This window comes from Kitasatospora sp. NPDC004614 (genome assembly GCF_042873675.1).
Taxonomy (GTDB): domain Bacteria; phylum Actinomycetota; class Actinomycetes; order Streptomycetales; family Streptomycetaceae; genus Kitasatospora.
Window position 1 is genome coordinate 35,373 of sequence record NZ_JBIALR010000032.1, and the last position, 22,773, is coordinate 58,145.

16 protein-coding genes are annotated in these 22,773 nt (G+C 73.1%); 3 read left to right on the forward strand and 13 right to left on the reverse strand.

Annotated features, from left to right (window positions below; genetic code table 11):
• Positions 1 to 55: 55 nt before the first annotated feature.
• The 6 genes from ACFYST_RS35575 to ACFYST_RS35600 all read right to left on the reverse strand — a co-directional run bounded on the left by ACFYST_RS35575 (position 56) and on the right by ACFYST_RS35600 (position 6,229).
• The gene (locus ACFYST_RS35575) at positions 56 to 508 is read right to left on the reverse strand and encodes a DUF6917 domain-containing protein (protein WP_387868494.1); all 453 of its coding nucleotides are present in this window, start codon (positions 506 to 508) and stop codon (positions 56 to 58) included.
• Positions 505 to 1,464 (reverse strand): Gfo/Idh/MocA family protein, encoded by a 960-nt coding sequence (locus ACFYST_RS35580; RefSeq protein ID WP_387868496.1) that lies wholly within the window; start codon positions 1,462 to 1,464, stop codon positions 505 to 507. Before ACFYST_RS35580 ends, ACFYST_RS35575 begins: the two co-directional genes overlap by 4 nt.
• Positions 1,461 to 2,597, reverse strand: a complete 1,137-nt coding sequence (locus ACFYST_RS35585) for an Ldh family oxidoreductase (RefSeq protein ID WP_387868498.1) — start codon at positions 2,595 to 2,597, stop codon at positions 1,461 to 1,463. The genes ACFYST_RS35580 and ACFYST_RS35585 overlap by 4 nt, the downstream gene beginning before the upstream one ends.
• A gap of 119 nt (positions 2,598 to 2,716) precedes the next feature.
• Positions 2,717 to 4,006 (reverse strand): M20/M25/M40 family metallo-hydrolase, encoded by a 1,290-nt coding sequence (locus ACFYST_RS35590; protein WP_387868500.1) that lies wholly within the window; start codon positions 4,004 to 4,006, stop codon positions 2,717 to 2,719.
• Between the two features lie 121 nt (positions 4,007 to 4,127).
• Complete coding sequence (locus ACFYST_RS35595; RefSeq protein ID WP_387868501.1) at positions 4,128 to 5,096, reverse strand: sugar phosphate isomerase/epimerase family protein; 969 nt, start codon at positions 5,094 to 5,096, stop codon at positions 4,128 to 4,130.
• Entirely contained in the window at positions 5,093 to 6,229 is a 1,137-nt protein-coding gene (locus tag ACFYST_RS35600) for a hypothetical protein (protein WP_387868504.1), read from the reverse strand. The genes ACFYST_RS35595 and ACFYST_RS35600 overlap by 4 nt, the downstream gene beginning before the upstream one ends.
• Positions 6,230 to 6,607: 378 nt before the next feature.
• On the opposite strand from ACFYST_RS35600, the gene ACFYST_RS35605 reads away from it, so the two are divergent.
• Positions 6,608 to 7,780 (forward strand): DegT/DnrJ/EryC1/StrS family aminotransferase, encoded by a 1,173-nt coding sequence (locus ACFYST_RS35605; protein WP_387868506.1) that lies wholly within the window; start codon positions 6,608 to 6,610, stop codon positions 7,778 to 7,780.
• Positions 7,777 to 8,928, forward strand: coding sequence for a DegT/DnrJ/EryC1/StrS family aminotransferase (locus tag ACFYST_RS35610; RefSeq protein ID WP_387868509.1), 1,152 nt, complete (start codon positions 7,777 to 7,779; stop codon positions 8,926 to 8,928). Before ACFYST_RS35605 ends, ACFYST_RS35610 begins: the two co-directional genes overlap by 4 nt.
• Before the next feature lie 60 nt (positions 8,929 to 8,988).
• Here the strand turns inward: ACFYST_RS35610 and ACFYST_RS35615 are convergent, their stop codons facing one another.
• The 7 genes from ACFYST_RS35615 to ACFYST_RS35645 all read right to left on the reverse strand — a co-directional run bounded on the left by ACFYST_RS35615 (position 8,989) and on the right by ACFYST_RS35645 (position 21,777).
• A complete protein-coding gene (locus ACFYST_RS35615) occupies positions 8,989 to 10,638 on the reverse strand; it encodes a class I adenylate-forming enzyme family protein (protein WP_387868511.1) in 1,650 nt (549 codons plus the stop codon).
• Between the two features lie 3,300 nt (positions 10,639 to 13,938).
• A complete protein-coding gene (locus ACFYST_RS35620) occupies positions 13,939 to 15,552 on the reverse strand; it encodes a CoA transferase (protein ID WP_387868513.1) in 1,614 nt (537 codons plus the stop codon).
• Positions 15,553 to 15,684: 132 nt separating this feature from the next.
• Entirely contained in the window at positions 15,685 to 16,503 is an 819-nt protein-coding gene (locus ACFYST_RS35625) for a class I SAM-dependent methyltransferase (RefSeq protein WP_387868515.1), read from the reverse strand.
• Positions 16,503 to 18,191: a protoporphyrinogen/coproporphyrinogen oxidase gene (locus ACFYST_RS35630; protein ID WP_387868516.1), complete on the reverse strand. Its 1,689-nt coding sequence runs from the start codon at positions 18,189 to 18,191 to the stop codon at positions 16,503 to 16,505. The genes ACFYST_RS35625 and ACFYST_RS35630 overlap by 1 nt, the downstream gene beginning before the upstream one ends.
• Positions 18,192 to 18,581: 390 nt before the next feature.
• Positions 18,582 to 20,327, reverse strand: coding sequence for an AMP-binding protein (locus ACFYST_RS35635; RefSeq protein WP_387868519.1), 1,746 nt, complete (start codon positions 20,325 to 20,327; stop codon positions 18,582 to 18,584).
• Positions 20,324 to 21,337, reverse strand: a complete 1,014-nt coding sequence (locus ACFYST_RS35640) for a UbiA family prenyltransferase (RefSeq protein WP_387868521.1) — start codon at positions 21,335 to 21,337, stop codon at positions 20,324 to 20,326. The genes ACFYST_RS35635 and ACFYST_RS35640 overlap by 4 nt, the downstream gene beginning before the upstream one ends.
• A 230-nt stretch (positions 21,338 to 21,567) precedes the next feature.
• Positions 21,568 to 21,777: a hypothetical protein gene (locus tag ACFYST_RS35645; protein WP_387868522.1), complete on the reverse strand. Its 210-nt coding sequence runs from the start codon at positions 21,775 to 21,777 to the stop codon at positions 21,568 to 21,570.
• 354 nt (positions 21,778 to 22,131) lie between these two features.
• Here ACFYST_RS35645 and ACFYST_RS35650 point away from each other — a divergent pair, with 354 nt between their 5' ends.
• Positions 22,132 to 22,683 (forward strand): NUDIX domain-containing protein, encoded by a 552-nt coding sequence (locus ACFYST_RS35650; protein ID WP_387648267.1) that lies wholly within the window; start codon positions 22,132 to 22,134, stop codon positions 22,681 to 22,683.
• Positions 22,684 to 22,773: the final 90 nt, after the last annotated feature.

Below are 22,773 nucleotides of genomic sequence, written 5' to 3' on the forward strand. Positions count from 1 at the left end.
CCTCCCGCTCCGGGCCTTCGTTCGTTGTTCGGGTCGCCTCGGGCTCCGACAGGCGTCAGGATTCGGTGGCCGCCGGGACGAACCGCACCGGCAACTCCGGCCGCAGGTCCAGCTTTTCGCCGGTCAGCAGGTGATCGGCCGCGATCAGCACGTTGTAATGGTTGGGGAAGTGGCAGGCGTCGAAGCCCAGCACCGTCCCCACTCGGTGCTCGCCGACGAACACCTCGTCGCCCCGGTCCAGCACCCCCGCCGCCGCGATCTCCGCGAAGCCGAGGAACCCCACCCGGTCGATCCGTGCGCCCGCCGCCGTGTCCCGCTGGTCGGTGGTCACCAACTCGTGCACCTCGCCGGCCCGGACGCACCGGCTGGCGAACGGCTCCAGGCTCATCCCGCGATCCGTCCGGCTGTGCAGCAGCACCTTCACCAGCGTGCCCGTCACCGTTCGCTTCGGCCCGCTCTCCCGTACCGGGGCCGCGAGTTGGGCCCGGTCCTCGCGCTGCCGGATCACCCGCGCACCCCCGCCCGCTCGGCCCGGTACGCCGCCTCGACCACCCGCAGCGCGTCCACGCCGTCCGGGCCCCGGAAGCCCCGGAAGTTGTTGCCGCCGCCCGCGCCGCCGCCCGCGCCGCCGCCGGCCAGGAGGTCGGCGAAGTCGGTGACGATGCCGACGTACTCGTGCCACAGTGACTGCTTGAACCCGTCGTGCCCGGCCAGCAGGTCGGCCCGCAGCACCGAGCCGTCCGCCAACTCCACGGCCACGTCCTTCAGTTCGCCGGGGTGCGACCAGTCCAGCTCGATCCGGCCGCGCACCCCGCGCGGACCCGACAGCTCCAGCAGCGCGTACCGGTCCACCCCGCCCTCGTCGCGCACCACCTTCGCGGCCTCCACCCGCATCGGGCCGGCCAGCAGGCGCAGCAGGTCGTACGCGTTCGGGCCGTTGTCGGCGATGCAGCCGCCGCCGCAGCGCTCCGGGTCCAAGTACCAGCGGTCCCGGCCGACATGCTCCTCGATCCGCTCGAAGTACCGCGCCGTCACCGACCGCACCGGCGCCGCGCCCTCCAGCGTTCGGCACAGCTCCCGCACCGCCGCGTTGTACCGCCGGTGGAACGCCGTGAACAGCGGCACCCGGCGCTCGACCGCCAGCGACGCCAACTCCGCACCCTCCGTTGCCCGCAGCGCCAGCGGCTTCTCCACGCACACCGGCAGGCCCGCCCGCAGCGCGTCCCGGCAGATCGTCAGGTGCAGGTCGTTCGGGACGGTCACCACGACGGCGTCCAGGCCGCCCGTGGCCAGCAGCTCCCGGTGGTCCGTGAAGCACCCCACCCGGCCCTCGAACTCGCGCAGCAGCTCCGCGTCCCGGTCGCACACCGCCGCCAGTCGCACCCCCGGGACCTGCTCCAGCGCGGCCAGGTAGAACCGCGAGATCACCCCGAGCCCGATCACTCCCACCCGCAGGCCGCTCACTCCGCCACCTCCACCGGTCGCACTCCGAACTTGGCTGCCACAGACGCGAGTTCGTCCAGCAGCGAGGCGGCCAGTGGCACGCCGTCACGGTGCGCCGCGGCGGTCCGCCGGGCCTCGTGCCAGCCGGGGTAGACGACCGGACCGGCCTGCCCGGCGGCGGGCGGGCAGGCCAGCACCGTGGAGAACAACGTCCTCGCGTCCGCGGCGACTTGCTCCGGATCGCGGAGCGCCGCCGGGGCGATCGCCAGCGCGAACAGGCCGATGTCGTCGTCCCGGCCGGTCGGACCGCCGTCCCCGTCCAGCGCCGCCGGTTCCGGGCCGAGACCCGCACCGGGCAGCATCGCCGCCAGCACCTCCACCATCAGCCCGAGCCCGAACCCCTTGAACCCGGCGCCCGAACCCGAGCCCAGCCAGAGCAGATGCGCCTCGCCCCGGTCGAATGCCGCCGGATCCGTCACCGGCCGCCCGTCCTCGTCGGCCAGCCACCCCTCCGGGATGGTCCGCCCCGCCCGCGCCGCAGCCCGCACCCGTCCCGTCGGAACCGCCGTGGTGCTCATGTCCAGGACGTACGGGGGGAGTTCACCCGCCGGCGCGGCCACGCTCCACGGGTTGGTGCCGAGCAGCGCGACCGCGCCACCCGGCGGGCGGGCGATCCGCTGCCGTCCGCAGTTCGACGCCAGTAGCCCGATCATGCCGCGCCCGGTCACCCGCGCCGCATGGTGCCCCGCACACCCGAAGTGCGTCGCCCGCCGCACCGAGACCAGCCCGATGCCGAGCCGCTCCGCCCGGTCCGCCGCCAATTCCATGGCCGCGCCCGCCTGCCACAGCCCGAGCGCGTTCCGCGCGTCCACCAGCACCGCCGCCCCCCGGTCGGCCACCACCTCCGGTTCGGCCAGCGGATCGGCCCGGCCCTCCGCCAACAGCGGCAGATACAGCCGGGACAGGTTCACCAACCCGTGCGAGTCCATCCCCGCCGCGTCCCCGTAGCACAACGCCTCGGCCGCCAACCTGGCTCGCCCGGGCGGTAGTTGGTTGGCGACGAAGACCTCGGTGGTGAACCGGATCAGCTCGGCGTACGGAACGTGAACGGTACGGGCGGCGGCGGACGTTGGCGAGGACGCCACGGTGGTCATGGGCAACAGCCTCCGGACAGTGGTGAAGTCTTGGGGTGGGGAGCGGAGTTGGTGAACGCCCTGCCGGGCATCTCCCGGCGGGTCGGCGGTCGGCGGTCGGCGGTCGGCGGTCGGCCCGGTCAGCGGCGGTGCGTTCGGTGACGGGCGAAGGCCACCAGCAGGCGGGCCACCGCCACGGCGAAGCCGTCGAGTTGGGCGAGGTCGGCGAACTCGCCCTCCGCGTGCGCCCGGTTGGCGCCCAGGTCGCCGGGGCCGAGCACCACGGTGAACGCGTCCGGCAGGCCCGCCGTCCAGATCGCGTCGCAGGTGAACGCCGGTTCGCCGTCCGGGAGTCGGGGGATGCCGGCCTGCCGCGCCAGCAGCTCCTCGAACGCGGGATGCCGGTTGTCCAGGACGGGCAGGCCGCGCTTGAGCCAGTCCAGTCGGGTGATCCGCGCGCAGTCGGCGGCGGTCCGGGCGAACTCCGGCAGCCCGGCGAACTCCCGCCGGAACGCGACCAGTCCGGCCTCGACCGCCGCCAGCACCGACGCCTCCGCCCGGCGCCCCGAACTCGCGTCCCGGTAGGGGAGGTTGAGCAGCAGCTCGCCGGTTCCGTACACCCGGTTGTGCAGCGGACCGGTGCTCAGACCCGCCACGCACACCGGGTCGCGCGGAGCGGCCACGGTGCCCAACTCCCTCGCCAGGTACTGCGCGAGGAAGCCGAGCAGGACGGTCGCGTTGTGGCCCGCGCCCGGGCAGTCGTCGATCGCGTCCTCGCCGCGCACCCTCAGCCGGGCGGTGGCGGCGGCGGTGGCCCGGGGCAGATAGCGCAGGCCGGTCGGCTCGCAGAACACGTTCAGCGCGCCCACGTACCCGGCCTCCACCAGCGGACGAGTGCCGAACACGCCCATCGCGCCGCCCTCTTCACCCGACACGGCCTGCACCAGCACCCTGACCGAACTGCCCACGCCGGGCTCAGCCGCGACCGCCGCCCGGATCCCCGCCAGCAACGCCACCGCCGGGCCCTTGGCGTCGATCGAGCCCCGCCCCGTGAACCGCTGCCCGTCGAAGCCGACCGGCTCCGGGCCGGCCACCGTGTCCAGGTGCACGTTGAACATCACCGTCGCCGACCGGGGCAGCTCCGGGCCGAGCCGCAGCACCAGGCTCGGCTGGGACGCCAAGAAGCCTTCCTCGCAGGCCCGTTCGCGAACATTCAGCGGCACGTCCGGACGGTCGAGATCCGCCGCCCGGGGCGCGCCGCGATACACCTCGGCCAGGCCGATCGCCCCCGCCGCCCGGGCGTACACCTCGAGCGCCTCGGCAAGCAGCGGACGCGGCGCGCCCGGGCCGGTCTCCAACGGGCCGGCGGTCGGCAGCCGGAGGAGGTCGAGCAGCAACTCCTGGTCGCCAGGCCCGAGTCGGGCGTCCATCGGTGCTGGCGTTGGCGCTGCCGTCGGCGTCGGCGCTGGCTTTGGCACTGCCGTCGGCGTTGGCGTCGGCGCTGGCTTTGGCGTCGGGTGGGCGCCGGTTTCGGCACCAAGGGCTGTGGTGTCACCGCGCACGCGACACCCCCGCCGCGTGCTCCAGCCCGCCGGGCGCCGGGCGCCAACCGGCCGCGGACGGCAGGATCTCGCGCTCCACCAGCGCGCTCAACGCCCGTCCGGCCGCGACGAACCCGCTCGCGGCGGTGCCGTCCGCCGCCAGGCCCTGGTGCGGGCGGGTGGCGAGATGGGGCTCCAGTGACCATCCGCCGCTCCAGCCCCGGTCCACCAGGAAGCGCAGGCTCTCCGCGAGCCGCGCCGCCCCGTCGCCCGGCAGCACGTACTCGGTACGGTCGCCGCCGCCCACCGCGTCCTTGATGTGCACGTGCGCGACGTGGTCAGCGATCTGACGGAGCATCAGGTGCCCGTCGTAGCCGTGCGGGACTCCATTGCCGGCGTCGAACAGCAGGCGCAGCGCCGGGCTGTCGACGGTGGTCACCAGGTCGAGTTGGCGTTCGGCGGCGGTGCCGGCCCAGCCGCTGCAGTTCTCGTGCAGCAGGGTCAGGCCGTCCTGGCCGGCCAGCTCGGCCAAGCGGGCCAGCCGCTCCAGCACCCGCCGGCGCCAATCCGCCTCCGAAAGGCCCGCGTTGGGGTAGGACATGACCCGGATCCGGTCGGTTCCCAGCAGCGCGGCGCGGGCGGCGAGTGCGGCGAGTTCCGTCAGGTCGCGGTCGAAGTCGGCGGTGATCCGGCTGTCCCAGTTGCCGATCCGGGAGGCGAGGCAGGTCACCCGGAAGCCCCGGGAGGCGAGCGTCTCGGCGATCCGGCCGACCCGGTCGAGCGGCAGCTCGGCGATCCAGCTGCCGTCCACGGTCCGCAACTCGAGGTCGCGCCAACCGAGCTCATCCAGCGCGTCGAGCTGGCCGGGCAGGTCCGGGGCGGCCTCGTCGCCGATGCCGCCGAAGCTGATCGTGGGGGCGGCTTCGCCCGACGTGGTGACGGCGGTGCCGGTGGCACGCGGGGCGGGGGCGGCGGTCATCGGGCCGCCGTCGCGCGGCGCTGCACGTCATGCGTCTGCGCGTCACGGACCTGCGCGTCACGGACCTGCGCGTCACGGACCTGGGCCTGGGCCTCACGCGCCTGCGTCTCACGTGCCTGCGCGGCGATCGTCTTGGCCTGGTCGAGGAGCCGCACCACCTGGGAGTTGACCGCCAGGTCGGGGTGCGGGTGATGAACGCCGCCCGCCGCGCCGCCTGCCGTGCCGCCCGCCGCGAAGTAGGCGTAGACGCGGTGCAGGAAGGTGCTCAGCGAGTCGTCGTGGAGCAGTTCGGTGCTCTCGCCGTCGTGATCGATGACGGTCAGCCGGGCGTAGGCGTCGGCCTCGCTGCCGGGGAAGTGGCCGATCAAGGTGCCGTGGGCGAGTTCCAGGGTGACCCGGCGCTCCCGGACGGGGGAGGTGAGGTCGGAGCGGATCCGGGTCCACGCGCCGCTCTCGTGCTGGAGGTTGAGCCAGGCGGTGCCGAGCCGGGGCAGCACCCGCCCGCCGACCACCATGTCGGTGCCGCCCGCGCCGGTGACCCGGCCCGGCCCGGCGAGCGAGAGGCAGAGGCCGAGGGAGTGCGGCAGTTCGATGTCGAACGCGGTGGGGTGGCCGTCGCCGGCCAGCGAGCGGGAGAAGCGCGGCTTGCGCTGCACCACGTGGATGGTCCGCAGCGGGCCGTACGCCCCGCTCGTCAGTGCGGCGCGCAGCCGGTCGGTCAGCCGGCTGCCCAGCCACTGGGCGACCACCACCAGGTCCAGCCCGTGACGCTCGCGGAGCGCGAGCAGTTCGTCCAGCCCGGCCGCGTCGGCGGCGAACGGCTTCTCCAGCAGGATGCGCCGGTAGCCGAGGCGGCCCAAGGTGTCCAGGGCGGCGACCCGTTCGGTCGGCGGGGTGCAGAGATGGACGACGGTGTCGGCCGGGTCGGCCAGCCGGGGTGCCTCCGCGAGGCTGACCGGCCGCAGATCGACGGCTGCCCCGGGACGGCGGTGCGGGTCGACCGCGAGTATCGGTGCGGGGGCGAACAGGTGCGCTGAATCGGCGGCGGTGCGCAACCGGCGCAGCACCGGCAGATGGAGTCCGCTGCCCGCCCGTCCCATTCCGACCAGTAAGGTCCCGAGTCCGTTCGACATGGCGAGCCGTCCTTCCGTCCGATTCGCGGGGATCGCTTCGCCGGGTATTCAACCAGCACTTCCGGCCATGACCGCGTGGACGTCAACTCGCTTGTCCTGCAAGCCATTCGAAAGAGTGAAGTCGCCATTCTCGCGCGGTGGACGGCGGTGGCGGCGGCATAGATTCAGCGGGGTGCACCCGGCTGCCGTGCGGACGATTCACCTGCTCCGGAAGGCCGGTACCGAATCCAACCGGAAAACGCTTTCCCGTTCCCTGTGGCGGTGTTCGGAAAGCGTTTTCCGGTTGCCTCCGAACCGGCGGCGCCGCCTTCGCGCAACGTCGGCATGCCCCCCTACCGCCCCACCGTCCATCACCGCCCCACAACCGATGAGAGTTCCATGGGTGCCTCCTCCGGCGTCTCCTTCTTCAGCCAGGCCGAGACCTTCGAATCCCTCTGGCCCACCACCCGGCGCCACCTCGACGAACTGATGGACCGCGGCAAGTACTCGCACGGCCCCAAGGTCGCCGAACTCGAAGCCGCCCTCGCCGCCTGGACCGGTGCCCGCCACGTCGTCGGCGTCAACAGCGGCACCGACGCGTTGGTCCTGCTGCTGCGCGCGGCCGGCCTGCAACCCGGCGACGAGGTGATCGTCCCGACGTACAGCTTCGTCGCCTCCGCCACCGCCGTGGTGCTGGCCGGCGGCCGCCCGGTCTTCGCCGACATCGACCCGCTCAGCTACAGCATCGACCCGGCCAGTGCGGAAGCCGTCCGCACCGAGCGCACCCGCATGATCATGCCGGTCCACCTGTTCCACCAACTCGCCGACCTGCGCGCCCTGCTGGACTTCGCCGACCGCCACCGCCTGACCGTGGTCGAGGACAGCGCCGAGGCGTTCGGCATGCGCTGGGACGGCGTCCACGCCGGACTGCACGGCACCGGCGGCGTACTGTCCTTCTTCCCCACCAAGACGCTCGGCGCGATCGGTGACGCCGGCGCCGTCCTCACCGACGACCCCGCCATCGCTGACGCCGTCGCCGCGATGCGCCACCACGGCCGCACCGGCCGCACCGTCGACGACTTCCCCACCATCAACCGGCCCACCGAACTCCTCGGCACCAACAGCAAGATGGACGACATCCAGGCCGCCGTCCTGCTCGCCAAGCTCACCCGCGCCGACCAGTGCATCGCTCGCCGCGCCGAGCTCGCCGCCCGCTACACCGAGCGCCTGTCCGGCACCCCCGGCCTGACCCTGCCCACCGTCGTCCCGCGGGAAGCCGCCACCAACCCCGTCTGGTACGTCTACCTGATCGAGTCCGACCACCGCGACGAGCTCGCCGCCCACCTCGCCCGGCACGGAGTCCAGACCGAGACCTACTACCCGACGCCGCTGCACCTCCAGCCCTGCTTCGCCCAACTCGGCCACCGGCGAGGCGAGTTCCCGCAGGCCGAGGCCGCCTGCGAACGCGCCCTCGCGCTGCCGCTCTACCCCGACCTCGCAGACCACGACCTGGACCTGGTCAGCGACCTGGTCCGCGGCTTCCAGCACCGAAAGCACGGGACTCACCGATGACCACCACCGCACCCCCGCCGATCCCGTTCTTCCCGCCCGACCTCTTCGAGGACGACCGCGACCTGCTGCTGGACGTCGTCCACGAGGTCGCCACCGACCCCGCCCAACGCTTCATCCTCGGCGAACGAACCGCCCGCCTCGAGGAGTTGCTGCGTGCCGACCTCGGCGTCGCCAACGTCATCGCCTGCGGCAGCGGCACCACCGCACTCACCCTCATCCTGCGCGCCATGGGCATCACCGCCGGAGACGAGGTGATCGTCCCCGCTTTCGGCTGCGCCCCACTCGCCAACACCGTCCTCGGCGTCGGCGCCACCCCCGTGTTCGCCGACATCGACCCGCACACCCTGGTCATCGACCCGGACGCCGCCGAGGCCCTGATCACCGCCCGCACCAAGGCGTTGATGCCCGCCCACATGTTCTCCGTGATGGCCGACATGCCACGCCTGCGCGCCCTCGCCACCCGCCACGGCCTCCGCCTGATCGAGGACTCCGCCGTCGCCCAGGGCGCCGTCCTGGACGGCCGGCCCGCCGGCACCTGGGGCGACGCCGGCCTGTTCTCGTTCGTCCAGGTGAAGTCCTTCGGCGGCCCCGGCGAAGGCGGCGTCGTGGTCACCGACGACCCCGAACTCGCCCGCGCCGTAAGGATGCTGCGCAACCACGGGCAGGACGGCGTGCACCGCTTCCGGCACCACCTGATCGGCATGAACAGCCGGTTCGACGAAATCCTTGCCGCGTTCCAGCTGCGCCGCCACCCCGGCCTGGCCCGCCGCCTGGCCCGCCGCGCCGAGATCGCCGCCCACTACACCGAACGGTTCACCCCGCTCGCCGGCCACGGCATCACGCCGCCGCCGCCCGGCACCAACGGCCGCTGCTACTACGTCTATTCACTGCTCGCCGAGCACCGCGACCAGCTCAGGAAGCACCTCGCCACCCATGGCATCGACAGCCACGTCTACTACCCGAGCCCGCTGCCCCACCAGCCCGCGTTCGCCTCCGCCGTCCCCGACGGCGGCCACTGGCCGAACGCCGAACGCGCCGCCCGCCAGTGCCTTTCCATCCCGGTCTACCCCCACCTGACGGACACCCAGGTCGAGCGGATCACCGCCGCAGTGCTCTCCTTCGCCGACGCGCCCGCCCCCGTCGGCTGACCCGCCACGCATCGCCGGGGCCCACCCAGCAGCTGTGGTGGGCCCCGGCCGTCACGCGTCTCAACTCACGGCAACCACCTGTCCCTGCCCACGGGTTGCCGCGGCCGCCAACTCCGTCAGCGCCAAACGGTCCGGCTTCCCGGACGCACCCAGCGGCAACCGCTCCAGCAGCACCAGCCGCTCCGGCCACTTGTACTTCTCCAGCCCGCACAACTGGCCCAGGTAGTCGGTCAGTTCAACGAGCGCCAACCCGCCCGCCGGCTCGCGCGGCACCGCGCAGACACACATTCGCTCGCCGAGATCCGGATCCGGCACCGGCACGCAAACCGCCTCCACCAGCCCGGGGTGGCCCTCCAGCAGGCGCTCCACCTCCGACAGGCCGATCGACACCCCGCCCCGGTTCACCATCTGCTTGATCCGCGCCACCACCCGCAGCGACCCGTCCGCCTCCAGCACCCCCCGATCGCCGGACCGCACCCACCCGCCGTCCACCCGCAGCCGGGCGTCCAACTCCGGTTCCCCGACGTGACACAGCGGACTCATCGGCCCCCGCGCCTGCACCTCACCCGCCATCCCCACCGGCACCGGAAGCCCGTCCGGCCCGCACACCCGGAACTCCGCCACCGCCGGATCCGGACGCCCCACCCGCAGCACATCGACGTCCGAACTCGTCCACCGCGCATGACAGTTCACCCCGTCACTGGCCCCGTACACATTCACCACCGGGCACCCGAACCGCCGCAACGCCGCCCCCAGCACGGCGGACGACAGCATCGCCGAACTCGACACCACCGCCTGCAAGGACGACAAGTCCTCACCCGCCACCGGCGCTTGATCCGCGAGACGGCGCAGCATCGTCGGCACCGCCGCCAGATGCGTCGGCCGCCAACGCCCCACCGCCGCCAGCGCATCCGCCGGATCGAACCGCTCCCGCAACACCACCGTCGCCCCGCACCGCACCAACGACACCACCGTCAACGAGCCGTACGCCGTTGCCGGATGCACCAACAGCAACACCCGCGGCGGCGCCCCGTCCACCGTCTCCAACACCCGCTCCACGTACCGCCCGCGGCCCCCCGCCAGCGCATTGTGCGAATACGCGATCAACTTCGGCGCGCCCTCCGACCCCGACGACACCAGAATCCGCGCCGGCGCCTCCGCATCCACCACCGCGGGCTCCCACCCCACCCGCTCCGGCCACGGCTCCGCCCCCAACACCACCACCTCGTGCAGCCAAGGCAGTTCGGGCCGCAACCCGTCCACCAGCGCCTTCCACTCCGGCACCGTCACCACCGCATCCGCCCGCGACGCCCCCAACAACGCCAGCAGATCCCGCCGCCCATGCCCCGGCACACACGGCAACACCACCGCCCCCAGCGCCGCCACCGCCAGATCCACCGCCACCGCCCGCCAATCCGCCGGCACCTTCGTCGCCACCACCGACCCCGGCCCCACCCCCCGCGCCGCCAGCCCCGCCGCCAACCCCCGCACCCGCCCCGCCAGTTCCGCGAACGTCACCTCACCCCCGTCATCCACCACAGCCACCCGCCCCCCATCAACCCCCACCCGCCCCACAAACAACTCGTACAAACCCCGCCCCGGACACCACCCCCGAGCCACCCACTCCTCCCGCAACTCCCGCCCCACCTGATCCGGAAACTCCACCCCAGCCACCGAGACCCACATACCGCCCACAACCACCACTCCCATCACTGATCGATCCCACACCGAAACCCCCACCAACACCCCTCGCTCAACACGCCAACTCCCCGCCCACCCCACGCCATTGCCGCCCACCCCTGCCCGCACCGCCGACACCCCTTGCCCCGACACGCCGCCGACGGCGGGGCCGACACGGGCGCCCCAGGCGCAACGCCGCAGTGCCGCCCGGCCGAACCCACCGGGCCGCGTAGCGTCCGGGCCGCCACCAACGCACCTGCGGTCCGGGCAGTCGGTATTTGTCGCTGCCGAAACGCCAGGTGCCACCGGCTTTGATTCGCTCTTCAGCCGCAGTCGCGTCTGCCCGACGCCGATGCGTTCGCGGGGTCACGCCGCCCGGCAACACTGCCTGGCGTGCAGGCGGGGCGAGTTGGTCGTTGCCGAGTTGCGCGGAGTTCAGCGTCACCGGCCTTCCAGGGCCGAGCCGTCGGTGACCTGCCGTGCCGCCCGCCGGCACTCCGCGGCGGTTCCGCCAGTGCGCGTGTTCCTGGCGCGGCGGGGTGAGCCAGCAGATGTGGACCCGTCCCATCGAGACAACGGCGTTCACCTGCCCAGCCTGCCGCAGCGCCGTAACGCCGCCCGGCCACGTTCGTCGAGACACCTTGCCGTCCGCAGGCCGAGGGCGGCGCACCACCGAGCGCCCCCGCCTGCCGTCGACCGCCTGAGGCCGGGCAGTTGGTCGGCAGCGCATGAATGGTCGATCGCCAGATCCGCATGACCGAACGCCGCCTCGCCGGCCTGCATCGTCTGAGTGGGCAGCGCCGACTTCCGAAGCCTGGCCGGCTCCACAGCCCCAGCCGTGCCTGCCCGACGCCGATACGTTCACGGCGTCGCACCGCCCGGCGGCGGTGCCTGGCGTGCAGGCGTGGCGTGTCTGTCGTAGCCGAGAGGCGCGACGTTCGGTGTCAATGTCTCTACAAGGCGCGGTCGTTGACGGTCTCCCAGCTCGCATACCGGCGCCCGGTGGCTGCCCTACCGGTCCAGGAGTGGGGTGAGCCGGCAGCTGCGGACCCGTCCCACTGGGGCCACTGCGTCCACCTGCTGGGGCAGCTGCGGTGCCGCAGTGCCACCCGACAGCGTCTGCCGGGATGCGGCGCCGTCCCTTCGTACCAGCAGGCAGAGGGCGGCACCTTGGCGAACGCCTCAACATGCCGTCGGCCGCCTGGACGGGGGTGGTTGGTCGGTAGCGTGCGTGTGGTCGATCGCCGGATTCGCGTGGCCGGGACCCGTTTCGCGGTTCCGCTTCGCCTGAGTGGGCAGGGCCGACTTCCGGAGCCTGGCCAGCTCCACAGCCCCAGCCGTGTCTGCCCGCCGCCGATGCGTTCACAGCGTCGCGCCGCCCGGTGGCGGTGCCTGGCATGCAGGTGGGGCGTGTCCGTCGAGGTGTGAGGGGTTCAGCGCCACCGGGCCTCCAGGGCAGGGCCGTTGGTGACCTGTCGCACCGCGCACCGGCACCCTGCGGCGGTTCCACCGAGGCAGAAGCTCCCGGCGCGCCGGAGTGAGCTCGCAGCTGCGGGCCCGTCCCACTGAGGCCACGACATCGACCTGCTGCGCCAGCCGCGGCGCCGCAACGACACCCAACCGCATCCGCCGCAACGCAGCGCCATCCCTTCGCTCCGCCATGCAGAGGGCGGCACCTTGGCGAGCGCCCCAACATGCCATCGGCCGCCTGGACGGGGGTGGCTGTTCCGCAGCGCGCGTGTGGTCGATCGCCAGATCCGCGTGACCGGGCCCCATTCCGCGGGTCCGCGTCGCCTGCGGGGGCGCTACCGATCACTGGAGCCTGGGCAGCACCGAAGCCCCGGCCGTGCCTGCCTGTCACCGACGTCTTCGCGCTGCCGTGCCGCCGGTCTCCGGGGTCGGATGCGCAAGTACGGTGCTTCGGTCGCGGCCAGTGCCTGCGGCGTGACGAGTCGCGCCGCCCGCAGATCTCCTGCGGAATCCCGGCGGGGGTGGGCATGAGTGGCGTGGCGGGAGTTCTACCGAGACAGCGACCCCCACCCGCCAAGCCCGCCGCACCGCCGCAATGCCACCCGACCGCACCTGCCGGGCCGCCGTTTCGCCCCTCCGCCGCAGCAGGCAGAGCGCGGCACCTCCGAGCGCACCCCCACCTGGCATCGGCTGCCCGGCGCAGGGTCGTTGCTGGGCAACGGGAGTCTGGTCGGTTGCCAGGTGTACGTGACCAGTGCCTGCACCAGCGGACCATTCCAGCCGAGTGGGCGTCGCCGACCCCGGGGGCGTGCGCGGCTCCGCAGGCCCACTTGCCGCCGCGTGTCACGGCGTCGCGCCGCCCGGCGGCGGCGCCGCGCGTACATGCGCCGCGCTTCGATCGTGGCCGGAGCGTGTGGCCTGAACCGCCACCACCCGGGCAGGACAAGGACGTTGGTGACGCGACACGCTGTCCACAGCCACCCCGCAGAGTCCCGGCCGGACCGAAACAACGGCCTTCACCCGCCGAGCCCGCCGCACCGCCGCAATGCCACCCGACCGCGCCCGTCGAAGCCCCACGCCGCCCCCCCACCCCAACACCCGGAGCGTGGCACCTCCGCGAACCTTCCCACCCGCCGTCGGCCACCCGGAGCAGGGCCGTTGCTCGACAGCGCGCGGATGGCCGACCGCCGGGCGAACGCGTCCAGGGCCCGCAGCGTCGAACCGCGCCGCCACCGCCAACCGTCGAACCGCGAACAACTCCCCGGCCGCGCCGCCCTCTGCCCGCCACCAACCCGCTTCCGGCGCCGCACCACCCCGCCCCCGCCCCGGGCGTCAGCGCACGACACACCCGCCGTCGCCGAAGCCCACCACAGGCCGCACGGCCACCCCGCCGCGAACCGGCACTTGCCGAGCCGCCCGCGGGCCCGCACCTGGTGCGCCGTAGACCCGCAGGCGCAGCCGTGCCCGCCACACCACGACGAACGCCTCCGTGCCGGCCCACCCCAGCCGAGCCCACGCCGCTCCTCGCCGCCGACGCCGGGCCACCCGCCCGCCAACGCCGCCCCGCCGCGCACGCCCCCCGCCCGCCCGAACCACCAGACCCCAGCGCGCCGCCCCGCCGCCCACCGCCGTCAGCCGTCCACCCACCCGTCGTCGCCGGCCACTCGTCACTGCGCCCAGGCCCGCACCCGCCCCCCTGCCCTCCGTCCGAAACGCCCTCGGACGGAGGGCAGCACCGACCCCACCGCCCGTACACGCAGCGCCTGCGGCCCCGCCCGGCGAGGCCCCTGCGGCGTGACGCCCGCTGTCCTGAGCGTCCGCACAGCGGTCGCGGGCGCCGCTCGCGCCACCGCCACCCGCTCACGTCCGGAACTCCCAGGGCGCCCGCACGATGGCGCACCCCGAACTGTCCAGCGCCTCGGCGAACCGCGGATCCCCGGCCAGCGCCGCCAGATCCGTGCACACCCCGCTCCCGCTCCCGTTCCCGTTCCCGCTCTCGTTCCCGCTCTCGACCTCAACCCCACACCGACCGGGCGCACTTACCGCGCCACACAACAGCCGCGCCGCCGACAACAGCGACGACTCCACCCGCTGCGCCCGCCCCGTCCGCGCCTGCGCCGCCAGCCCGGCGACGGCCGCCGTCGCGCAGACCAGTCCGCCCAGCACGTCGCAGACCGTCAGTAGCGTCGGTTGCGGCGGCAACCCGGGCGGGACCAGGAGCGCGGCGAGACCGGAGTGCGCCTGCACGGGGAAGTCGGTGTTCAACCCGGGCGCGCCCCCGGACGCCTGTGCGTAGACCAGGCCAGGCCGGACCGCGTCCAAGGTCCCGGCGTCCAGGCCCAGGCAGACCACCTTCGACGGTGCGAGACTGTGCAGCAGCACATCCGCACCCCGCACCAACTCCCTTACAGCAGACCGTCCTTCCGCCGACCGAAGGTCCGCCTCCCGCACCTCCTTGCCACGGTTGAGCGCAGCGAACCGCGCCGACACCGGCTCCCCGTCGATCCCGGTCATCGGCGGCACGCCCCGCAACGGGTCCCCGCCGGGCGGCTCGACCCGCACCACCCGCGCACCCAGCAGGCTCAACACCCGTCCAGCCATGGGGCCTTGTACGCGCCGCGCCACCTCGACGACCGTCACGCCGTCCAGCGGGCCGCGCCCACCCGCCGGAGCAACGCACCGCGAGGCCCCTGCCGACCCCTCCCACAACTGCCACGGCACCTCACCTGCCGCCATCGGCCGCGCCTCCACCGGCGTCGCGGTGACGTCACACCGCTCCGCCGACGCGACCACCTCCGGGAACGTCAACCGACCAGCCGCAACGAAGAGTTCGTCCGGCAACGGACACGTCGCCGTCCCGTACCGTGCCTGGAACGGGAGCCACGAACGGCCCACCACCCGCCGCTCGACGCCGAGTTCGGTCCAGAACCGCAACCACCTGTCGGCGGCCAGGGCTTCCAGCTCGAACCGGACACCGTCCGACGACCGGAACGGCGGACCACCCGCCCCCGCCGGCTCCGGGCACGGCTCCTCCGCCGTCGCCGCCGCCAGGTACTGCGACACGCCGAGCAGCGCGGCCTGCGCCACCGAGACCTCCACCTCCCGGTACGGCACGCCCAACTCCCGTGCCCGCAAGGCCGCGAGAGTGCCACCGGCGGCCAGCACCCCGGCCGCAACCGACGCGAAGTCCACCCCGAGCAGGCGCGGGCCACCGTACCTGCGCCCGTGGACGTGCATCACCCCGCACGCCGCCTGCACGTCCGCCTCGCTTCGCAACGGGAGCGCCACCGGCCCCGCCCACGTCAACCGGCAGGTCAAGGCCCCGCCGACCTCCAGCGCCCCGCCCGCCGCCGTCACCTCCGCCCCGGCCGCCCGCAGCAGGTCGGCTGCTACCCGAGAAGCGACCGACGGCAATGTGTCCTGCGCCTCTCTGACCAACGCCCCTTCATCGCACAGCACTTGCTTGACATCCATCCGAACCTCCCAGACACGTCACGGGCCAGCCGCACCACCCCGCCCCGCCTCACCGAGAGGCCGCCACGTCACACCCGGCCGAACCGCTCGCCCACCCCGACCGGTGAGCGAGAACAGACACCTCCACCACCGTCACGGCTTGCGGCCGTGCACCGCGTACACCACGTTCGAGCAGGCCCGGAACGCCGGATCGGCGAACAAGGCCCGTAGCTCGGCGAGTTCGTCGTCCGTCAGGCCCTCACGCAGCAGGGCCTCACGAAGATGCCAGGTGTTGTGCACCTGCATCTCCAACTGCGGCGTGCCGGGCGCGAGCGTGTCGAGGTACGGCGACGCCTCCACCCCGACGAACCCGGCGCGCACCATGGCGGCGGCGCACTTCCGCCCCCAGCCCTGATCCGAACCGCGCGCGCGGAAGGCCCGCAACTTAGCCTGCTGGTAACGCTCGTAGAGATCACGGGCCCGCTCGCCCGGGACGGTCAGCACCGGCGCGTACTCGGCATCGAACTCCAACAGGTGCAGCACACCGCCCGGCCGTAACGCCGCGAACAGGCGCGCCAACACGGCCTCCCGCTCCGGCAGATGGGACAACACCAGCCGCACATGCACCAGATCGAACGACGCTTCCGGCAACGCGTCCCGCACCACATCGTGTCGCCGCACCGCCAACGCACGCCGGTCGGCCATCGGCAGCGGCGCCACATCCGTGGCCAACACCGCGCCCTCGGGCCCGACTTGGTCCGCGAGCCAGACCGCGATACTCCCCGCCCCGGCCCCCACATCCAGACAACTCATCCCGGGCCGAACCCCGACCCGGCTCAGTGTCCCGATGCTGATTCGGTCCAACCACCCCGCCAGACACCGATGTTGACCACCGGCATGCGCACTGGCGTTGTCGAACAGATACGAACTCCCACCAATCCCGAACGCCAACTCCCGCACCACCCCACCCATCAGGCCACCTCGGCCGTCTCAGCCGCCCCACCGGCCCGCCCACCCGGAGCATCCGCCTCAGCATCCGACCGCACCGCACCCGGCTCCACACCACCCGGAGCATCGGCCTCAGCATCCGACCGCACCACACCCGGCTCCACACCATCCGGTTCAGTCGCACGAGGCGCCGGCACCGCCACCGCCACCGCATCCTCGGGCGTCGCAACATCCGACCGCACCGCGTCCGTCTCCGCGACCTCCGCTTCCACGCCATCCGGCTCAGCAACGCGAGGCGCCGGCACCGAAACCGCCACCGCCACCGCCCCGCACGCCCCTACCCCGGACACCCTGGACGCCCCCACCACCCCGGACCGCTCCGCCGCGAAGGCAAGCGCCCGCTCGGCCGCCAACTTGCCCGAACGGACGGCACCTTCACTGCTCGGCCGGAGCATCACCCAGTCACCGGCGTACTCCACCGCCCGGGCCGGCCGGGCCAGGAACGCGGCCCGTTCCCGCACCGCCGCCGGCGAACCCTGCGGCAGGCCCAGCCGGAAACGGTGCACCAGCGTGCGGACGGTGGCGTCCCGCAGGCCCGGCAGGAAGCGTTCGGCCTCCGTGCAAACCGTCTCCACCACCCGCTCGTCGGGCTCGTCCATCAACTCGGGGGAGATCCACGGCGACGCGAAGACACTCGCCAGCCCCTGCCCTTCGGGGGCCCGGCCCTCCGCCTTCAGATGGTCCAGGATCACGCCGGTACACACCCGGCTCTCACTCTCCGGCACCGACATCGCATAACTGGGGGAGCGGGTCGGACTCGGCAGCGGACGGTCCAGCAGGCACGCCACCTTGAGCATCGGCGTGAACGTACTTGCCGCGAGGTACGGCCGCGCATCCTCCGCCGCTGTACCGTGCAACTCCAGGGCCAACGGCGCAGGCACCGCCAGCACCACCTGCCGGGCCACCACCTCCGAACCGTCGGCGAACTCCAGCCGCACGCCGGCCCCACCGGGCTGCTCCTGGACTGCCGTGACCCGCGAGCCCAGCTCCACCCGGAGGCGCTCCGCAAGCCGTCGGGCCAGGGTGTCCATGCCGTCCCGGTACGTCATCCAGCGGGCACCGGCCCCACCGACCGACATCAGCGTCGCCACCATCGGTGCCACCGCGGAACTCTCCGGCCGCCAGCCGAAACAGTGACTGGACAGCGGTTGCAGCATCGCCGCCAGCAACTCCTCCCGCCCGGCCGAACCGGCGCAGAACTCGCTGAGCGTCAGATCCCGGCTGGGCGCGGTCTCCGGCCGATCCGGGTCGAAACCGCGCCAGGACGTGGCCAACTCCATCGCGAACCGCACCCACGCCGCCCGGCCCCGCCAGGACAGTCCCGCACCCGTCAACAGGCCCTTCGGGCGGCCCAGATGAGCATGCGCCCGACCGCCCCGCCACAGCGCGAAGCCCGGCTCGATCACCGGCACCTCCGACTCCGGGATGCCGACCGCGCGAATCAACTCCCAGGTCGCCTCGTACCCGGCCCCTGCGATGGTCTCCGCACCCTCGTCCAGCAACCACCCGTCCACCCTGGTGGACGCCATCCGCCCACCCACCCGCTCCGCACCCTCGAAGACCCGCACCTCACGCCCGGCGGCCGCCAGGTGGTGAGCGGCAGACAGCCCCGCAATCCCCGCACCGACCACCGCAACATCGAGCTCGTCCATGTCCAACTCCTCCGTCCGTTCCCACGTCCGCCAGCCGACCCGTTGCAACCCCGCCCGTGACCCAACCGGCCCTACCGCCGGACTCGAGGGCCGTTTAGTCCCTGCGTAGACAATCTCCGACGCGTGATCGCTGCTGACCGAAAATGATCAGCACCCCCGGGCGAGTTGGTCTACGCGTAGACAATCTCCGGCGTGCGTACGACCGCTGATCGAAAATGACCAGCGCCCCCGCGGCGAGTTGATCTATGCGTAGACAATCTCCAGCGCGTGACCACCCCGCCGAGAACCACGGCCCCAGAGCTACCCGACCCGGCGCCCACTCACCGGCCGCTGGCCCACCTCCATCGGCCACCCCCGCCGGCCCAGGCTCACCGCCCACTCGCCACCAACTCACGTCCACCGCCCAGTCCCGATCGGTGAGCTCCCCGCCAGCACCTGCTCACGCAGCTCGTGCCGCCGCACCTTCCCGGTGGCCGTGCGCGGCACCGCGTCCCAGGGGACGACCAACGGTTCGGCCAGTGGCGGTAGATCACGCACCGCGTCCTGCCAGCGCTGCGGGTCGAGTTCGCCGGCCGCGGTGACCAGCACCGGCTGCGGGTGTCCGTCCGCCACCGACAGAAGCACGGCCTCCTCGACGTCCGGCAGGCGCTCGTGCAGCACGTCCTCGATCTCGACGCAGCTCAGCCCGGGAACCATGTCCACTTCCCGGTCCAGCACGAAGACCCGACCGTCGCGGGTGTGCACCCCGAGGTCGCCGGTGTTGAACCACGGGCCGTCGACCTTCTGCGCCCACCGTTCCGGCTCGCCGAGGTAGCCGAGGCACAGCGCCCCGGTGCGGGCGTACAGCATGCCCGTCTCGCCACGCCGCACCGCCCGCCCGGGCCGCTCGGGATCGGCCACCTTCACCCGCACCCACCCGGGCACCGGACGTCCCAGGTCGCGCGTGGTCGGATGCCGCCCAGTGGGTGTGGAAAGCGTTTTCCGAGTCAGGAACCGGAAGCTCAACGGACCGGTCTCGCTCTGCCCCCACCCCTGCATCCACAACGGCCGCCTCCGCCGGCTCGCCCCCAGGAAGGCCCGCACCGTCGGCGGATGCATCGCGTCGAACGTCGAGATGAACAGCCGCACGTCCCGGAACGGATTCGCCGCCGCAGCGGCCGCAGCCGCCCCGGCAGGCCCAAGAGACCCAGCGGCCCCCTCGGCACCCACCCCCGCATCCACCCCCGCACCCACCCTCTCCCCTCCGCCCGCCAGTTGCTGCCACCGCACATAGCTGGACGGCATCGCCTCCAGCACGGTCGGTGGGTGGCTGCGCAGCAGCGCGGCAGCGGTCGAAACGTCGGAGTCCGGAAGCAGCGCGACGGTTCGCGGCGCACGCCAGAACGCGCTGACGGTCCAGGTCAGAGCCCGCCCGTGGGCGAACGAGATGGCGCTGGCAACGGTGTCGTCGCCGCGCACCGACAGCACCGGCCAGGGCCGCGCCTCGAACGCGGACAGCCGCCGGATCAGCGTCCGGGTGGAGTGCACCACCAGCTTGGGCACCCCGGTGGTGCCCGAGGTGTGAATGATCGCCAGCGGCTCGTCGTCCCCGCGCGTGTGCACCGCCGGAACCGCCCCGCCGCGCAGGTCGTCCGGCGTCAACGTGCCTTCCGCCGGCCCGTCCAGGCACACTGTCCGGACGGCCAGCCGGTCCAGGTCGTGCCCGGCCGCCCGGGCGCCGACGAGGACGTCCCGCTGGGTGACCAGTACGTCCGGGCGCAGCCGGTGCAGCAGCGCGACCAGCCCGTCCGGCGCGACCCGGTCGGAGAGCAGTGCCGGTACTGCACCGAGCCGCGCCGCCGCGCACGCCAGCAGCACGTAGTCCCAGTGGTTGCGCTTCACGATCGCTACCGACGACCCCGGACGTGCACCCGCCGCCGCCAGCCACGCCGCCGTCTCCTGCACCAACCGGGCCAGCCCGGCGGTGTCCCAGCAGGTGCCGCGGTCCGGCGCCAGGTCCAGCGGGCGCCCCAACCGGACGTCCACCGAAGGACGTTGCGACGCCAGTGTGTCGAAGAACGGGCCCAGGTCCAGCGGCAGCCGCCGCACCACGGACGCGAGGCCGCCGCGCCGGTTCGTCCGGCCCGGCGCCGTCACAGCCCGCCGCCGAACGCCGCCACTGCCAGGTCCACGCCCACCAGCAGCGCACAGCACAGCCGGTGCAGGTGGATGCCCAGCCGGCGCGCCAGCAGGATGTCGCCCCGGACGAACCCGAGCACCCACTGCCGGGTCCGCAACGCCATCACGGGAGCCATCACCAGCGGGAACCACCACGGCGCGATCCCGGCGACCGCCGAACCCACCAGCAGCGCCGCCTCCAGCGCCGAACACCCGGCCACGAACGCGGCGTTGCCGCGCGGCGAGGCCAGTACCGCGACGGTCTTGCGGCCCACCGCCCGGTCGCCCGGAATGTCATTGGTGTTGGAGTACACGCCGAACAGCAGCGGCCCCAGGCCGAACACCAGCGCCTGCACCGCGACGAAGCCGTCGAACCGGCCGGTCAGCAGTCCGTACAGGGGCAGCACGAAGAGCCAGCCGAGTGCGGCGAGGAAGAACTCCTGGAAGCCGTTGTAGCTGATCCGCAGCCACCACGAGTACTGGAAGCCGCACACCGCCAGCGCGACCACCCCGGCCACCGCCCACCCTGGCCGGGCCGGTGCCAGCGCGACCGCGGCAAGCCAGCACACCACGCACGCCGCGACCGTCGCCCAGCCGAACCGGATCGCCTGCGGCTCGGTCAACGTGCCTGCCACCAAAGGCTTTCGGGCCAGCCGACGGGCCGGCGCGTCCGGCCCGTAGTTCACCGCGTCACTGCCGTCCCGGTACCCGGTCACATCGTCGAAGGTGCACATCGCCGCACTCATCGCGACCTCGCCGCCGAGGAACAGCACCAGCACCGCCAGCGCCCCGCCGACACTCGCCCCCGAGCCCGACCCGGTCGCCACCACCATCGCGGCCACCAGCGGGACGCTCAAGTAGTAGTCGTAGATGTCGAGTTTGGCCAGCCTGGCGTACGCCCGCCAGGAGGCTGGGGTCGCCTCGCGGGTGGCGACCGTCGCCTCCAACGCGGCTTGCTCTGGGGCGACGGACACAGCGACGTGCTCCACGGGACGCAGTCCTCTCAGTGGCGGCCGCAACCCGGGTACGCCACTGCGCCGGGGGGCCTCAGGCAAGGAGCCGACCGCGCTGATGGTGCGCCAATTCGCCACGACGGGCGAGAAGTCGGCGATCACTATGATGACACAGAGCCACCGGTTGGATGCATTTCTGTGATAACCATAAAAGCGGGCGGACGCCCATTTCTTCGTCCGCCCACCCGAATTCCCGAACCGTCGGGTCAGGCGGAGAAGCTCCCCGCGCCACCCGGCACGTGCGTCCCGTACCCGGGCTGCACCGTCACCGACGGGCCGAGGCAGAGCGGGTTGCCGTACACCCGCACGGGAGCGTCCGTCTGGTTGCTCAACACGTGTGCAGCAGTGGGAAGTTGCTGGCAGCCGGACGGGTTGCTGTAAACATCCAGCGGCTGCAGCTCGGTGGAGAACACCACGACCTGGCCGTTTGCCGACCGCGTCGCCGCAGGCGCGGGAGCCGCCAGGCCGAGTACCGATGCCGCAGCTACCAGGGAAACCAGAATTGCTCGCACAATCATCCTTAAGCACATTCAAAGCCCATGTCTGTCACGGGCTCACTCATCGCTATCGCGCACGCACTCCCGAATTCCAACGGCAAACTCCGTATTCACCCGCCTGGCCGGTCCTCAACGCCGTCCGGCCGCCCCGCCCGCACCCCCCGTGCGCTCCCAACGCATGACGTCCGCGGCCGCCCGCCCGGCGCCACCACCCCCGCCACCGGCTTCCCGCTTCCCGCCCGGCCCGTCACCCGATCGAACTACCATCCATCCATGACGACCCAGCCGTCCGCCCGCCCCACCCTCTTCGGCCCCAACACGCACTGCCACTGGTGCGGAACGCCGTACCCGGCCGGCACCATGACCTGGCCGCGCAGTTGCCCCGGCTGCCACGAGATCAGCTACCGCAACCCGCTCCCGGTCACCGTCAGCCTTCTCCCGGTCCACCACCCCGACGGCGACACCCGGCTCACCGTCATCCGTCGCACCATCGAACCCGGCAACGGCCAACTCGCCCTCCCCGGCGGCTACGTCGACTACGGCGAGAGCTGGGAGCAGGCCGCAGCCCGCGAACTGCGCGAGGAGACCGGCATCCTGGCGGACCCCGCCGACGCCCGCCTGGTCTCCACCGACTCGGACACCCGCGGTGGCTTCCTCTGCCTCTTCGCCCTGTTCCCCGCCCGCAACCTCGCCGACCTCCCCCCGTCCGTCCCCACCGACGAGACCGAGGGCTGGCAACTAGCCACCGCCGACACCCCGTTGGCCTTCCCCTTCCACACCCGCGTCGCCCACTCCTGGTTCAGCGGCGAGTTCACCCGCCACTGACGCTCCGGCGACGGGGGAGCGGGCTGAGCGAGTGCCGGAAAGCGCTTACCGTGCACCGACCCCGGGATCGCCCAAACCAACGGGTAAGCG

What these genes read in the sequence shown, in the direction of transcription:
- ACFYST_RS35585 (WP_387868498.1), bottom strand. Translation starts at nt 2,597, where the DNA reads ATGACCACCGTGGCGTCCTCGCCAACGTCCGCCGCCGCCCGTACCGTT.
- ACFYST_RS35590 (WP_387868500.1), bottom strand. Translation starts at nt 4,006, where the DNA reads ATGGACGCCCGACTCGGGCCTGGCGACCAGGAGTTGCTGCTCGACCTC.
- ACFYST_RS35595 (WP_387868501.1), bottom strand. Translation starts at nt 5,096, where the DNA reads ATGACCGCCGCCCCCGCCCCGCGTGCCACCGGCACCGCCGTCACCACG.
- ACFYST_RS35600 (WP_387868504.1), bottom strand. Translation starts at nt 6,229, where the DNA reads ATGTCGAACGGACTCGGGACCTTACTGGTCGGAATGGGACGGGCGGGC.
- ACFYST_RS35605 (WP_387868506.1), top strand. Translation starts at nt 6,608, where the DNA reads ATGGGTGCCTCCTCCGGCGTCTCCTTCTTCAGCCAGGCCGAGACCTTC.
- ACFYST_RS35610 (WP_387868509.1), top strand. Translation starts at nt 7,777, where the DNA reads ATGACCACCACCGCACCCCCGCCGATCCCGTTCTTCCCGCCCGACCTC.
- ACFYST_RS35615 (WP_387868511.1), bottom strand. Translation starts at nt 10,638, where the DNA reads ATGGGAGTGGTGGTTGTGGGCGGTATGTGGGTCTCGGTGGCTGGGGTG.
- ACFYST_RS35620 (WP_387868513.1), bottom strand. Translation starts at nt 15,552, where the DNA reads ATGGATGTCAAGCAAGTGCTGTGCGATGAAGGGGCGTTGGTCAGAGAG.
- ACFYST_RS35625 (WP_387868515.1), bottom strand. Translation starts at nt 16,503, where the DNA reads ATGGGTGGGGTGGTGCGGGAGTTGGCGTTCGGGATTGGTGGGAGTTCG.
- ACFYST_RS35630 (WP_387868516.1), bottom strand. Translation starts at nt 18,191, where the DNA reads ATGGACGAGCTCGATGTTGCGGTGGTCGGTGCGGGGATTGCGGGGCTG.
- ACFYST_RS35650 (WP_387648267.1), top strand. Translation starts at nt 22,132, where the DNA reads ATGACGACCCAGCCGTCCGCCCGCCCCACCCTCTTCGGCCCCAACACG.